The organism is Kordia sp. (assembly GCF_045105435.1).
GTDB lineage: Bacteria > Bacteroidota > Bacteroidia > Flavobacteriales > Flavobacteriaceae > Kordia.
Genome location: NZ_JBGCDL010000336.1, coordinates 1 through 2,869 on the forward strand (window position 1 = coordinate 1; position 2,869 = coordinate 2,869).

The following is a 2,869-nucleotide window of genomic DNA, read 5'->3' on the forward strand; positions in this document are numbered from 1 at the left end:
CTAAAAAACCTTCTTTAAAAAGCTTGGGCGATATTTCTCCCGATTTAAAAAAGATAGAAGACTATTATGTGGCAAGTATTAATTACGAATTGACACAGGTTGAAGTCTCCGAAATTGGCAAGCAATTGTTTAAAAGTTACATGCAAAAATTATCACAATTAAACAAAGAACACAAAGTATTGCAGCAAGAATTAACGGAACTTGGACCTAACGAACAAACGATCAATGCAATGATTGACAACTTACAATTTAGACTGAAATTGCTATACCAATTAAAGGAAAAATTAAACGAATTAAAAACATCAGAAAATAATGCATAATTCAAAACGAACACAAAGTCTACTGATCGCTTTATTGGTCATTAGCTTTGGATATTCACAATCAAAAAAGCAAACAAAAAAAGAAGTTTTTACGGTAAATAAAGATGTTACTTTAGAGATTAATACATCTCATGCCGATGTAGAATTTGATACTTGGAATAAGAATAAAGTAGAAATTACTGCGACTATTGAGGTAGAAGATGCAACCGAGGAAGAAGTAGAAGCATACATGAAAAAGTGGAATTTTAAAGCGATTGGAAATAGTGAAAAAATCACTGTTACTTCGAAAGGAAGTCGTTCTTTATTTGGAGATACTGGCGAATTTGTATTATCAGAACCAATTAGTATTCAACAAGAATTTCCTCTGAGAATTGAAATGCCTGAAATAGCAGAAATGCCAGAATTAGAAATTATAGAAATTCCAGAATTACCTATCACCGTTATTGAATCTATGTCAGATTTAAAATTTGATTATGAAGCATTCGAAAAGGATGGAGAAGCATACTTGAAAAAATGGAAAAAAGAATTTAAATCGGATTTTGATGAGGAAAAATTCAAAGAAAGCATGGAGAAGTGGCAAAAAAAGTTTACAAAGCAGCAAAAAGAGCGTGAGAAAGTGATAGAACAATTCATGAAAAAGCATAAAGTAGATGAAAAAAAGCTAGCCAAAGTACGAGAAAAAGCAATTAAAACAGCAGAAGTATATCGAGAAAAAGCGTTGCAGAAACAGAAATTTGCATTAAAGAATCTAGAGAGATGGAAAGGAAAAGGAAAAGCATTTCCTACTAATGGACAACACGACAATATTTTCTTCATATCTTCAGATGGGAAACATTTGAAAGTTAAGAAAACGATCAAAATTAGAATGCCTAAAAAAGCAAAGTTAAAACTCAATGTACGTCATGGAGAAGTAACGATTGCCGCAGTAGGTGAAAATATGAATGCAAAGCTGTCACACGCAGCTTTGTATGCCAATGTTATTGATGGTGCAAATACGACGATAGAAACGTCGTATGCACCAATTCATGTTACAAAATGGAATGATGGCGCGTTGAAAGTTAATTTTGTGGAAAATGTTGATTTACAGACGGTAAAAAATATCAATCTAATGTCAAACTCTTCAAAAGTAAGTGTCGGAACACTAGGAGAGAAGGGAATTATTAGTGGGACTTTTGGAAACTTACTAATTCATAATTTAGGAGAAAACTTTGAAACCTTGGACATCATTTTAGAAAATACAGATGCACGAATTCAGTTGCCGTCAACAGCTTTTAAACTGTATTATATTGGTTCAAGTTCTAACATTTCGTATCCAGAAACCGTAAAAGGAACTGAAAACAAAACACAGTTTAACACGATTGTTCGTGGATATCAAAAAAATACAAACGCTGGAAGTGAAATAAATATCAATGCAAAGTATAGCGATATTACTTTGAATAAAAAATCGTGATGTGGTTTACGAGTTATGAGTTATGAGTTTATAAAGTAAACATCCAACAATAAACAACTGTCACATCGAGCGGAGTCGAGATGCTACGGTAGGTAAATTTTATTTTTTATAGCATAAATAACAAGTCCAATTCTATTCTTCACATTCAGCTTTTCAAACAAAGCGTCTCTGTAGCCATCAATTGTTTTAGGACTTAAACACATTTGATCGGCAATTTGTTTATAGGTCATTTCCGTACAAACCAACTTCATAAATTCAATTTCATTTTCTTTCAATTTTGTTCCAGAACTTCCTTTTCCGTTCAACGAACCAATCAAAATATTTGTGACATGTTTTGAATGATAAAAACCGTTGGTAATGACTTCATTTAGTGCCATTTCCAGTACGCTTTTTTCCACATCTTTCATCAAATACCCTTTGGCACCAGCGCGTAACATTTGAATAATGGTACGTTCATCTTCTTCAATAGAAAGTCCGATAACGTCAATATTTGGATAATGTTCTGTAATCCATGTTGTAGTTTCAATACCATTCATTAGTGGCATATTAATATCCATTAACACAACATCAGGCGTATTGGTGTTTTTTTCTTCCAAACGTTTAATGAGTTCTTGTCCGTTTTTACACAAATAGCTCACCTTAAAACGTTCAAAGGAATCTACCAAACCGCCAATAGCTTGCGATAGTAATACGTGATCTTCTACAATGACAACAGAATATGTTTTCAATTTATTATGGATGTTTTTACAATTCAGAATTATAAATTCAGAATTATGAATTAATAATTAGCGATCTAAAGATAATGAATAATCGTTAGTTCTGTTCCTTTTTCTATTTCAGATTCGAGTTCAATTTCGGCACCAATCAGTTTTCCTCTGCTTTTCATATTTTGCAAACCAATACCTTTATTTGGTTTATCAACAGATTTATCAAAACCTTTTCCATTATCTTTAGCGATAACTGTCATTTTTTCAGGAGTATACGTCAGTATAACGTCAAGTTTTGAAGCTTTTGCATGCTTAATGGTATTTGAAAAGAACTCTTGTAAGATACGAAATAGAATGATTTCGGCTTTATCATCAATAATTTCTTCATCACC

The 2,869-nt window shown here is 32.3% G+C and carries 3 protein-coding genes and 1 pseudogene; 2 read left to right on the top strand and 2 right to left on the bottom strand.

Going from position 1 to position 2,869, the window contains the following annotated elements:
- Positions 1–320: pseudogene (locus tag AB8B65_RS17090) on the top strand (hypothetical protein); the annotation flags it as partial.
- Entirely contained in the window at positions 313–1,770 is a 1,458-nt protein-coding gene (locus tag AB8B65_RS17095; protein WP_405302493.1) for a hypothetical protein, read from the top strand. The pseudogene AB8B65_RS17090 and the gene AB8B65_RS17095, both read left to right, overlap by 8 nt.
- 83 nt (positions 1,771–1,853) lie before the next feature.
- On the opposite strand, the gene AB8B65_RS17100 is transcribed toward AB8B65_RS17095, so the two are convergent.
- Positions 1,854–2,498, bottom strand: coding sequence for a response regulator (locus tag AB8B65_RS17100; RefSeq protein ID WP_405302495.1), 645 nt, complete (start codon positions 2,496–2,498; stop codon positions 1,854–1,856).
- A 65-nt stretch (positions 2,499–2,563) separates the two neighbouring features.
- On the bottom strand, positions 2,564–2,869 hold a 306-nt coding region (locus tag AB8B65_RS17105; protein WP_405302497.1), incomplete at its 5' end, for a sensor histidine kinase.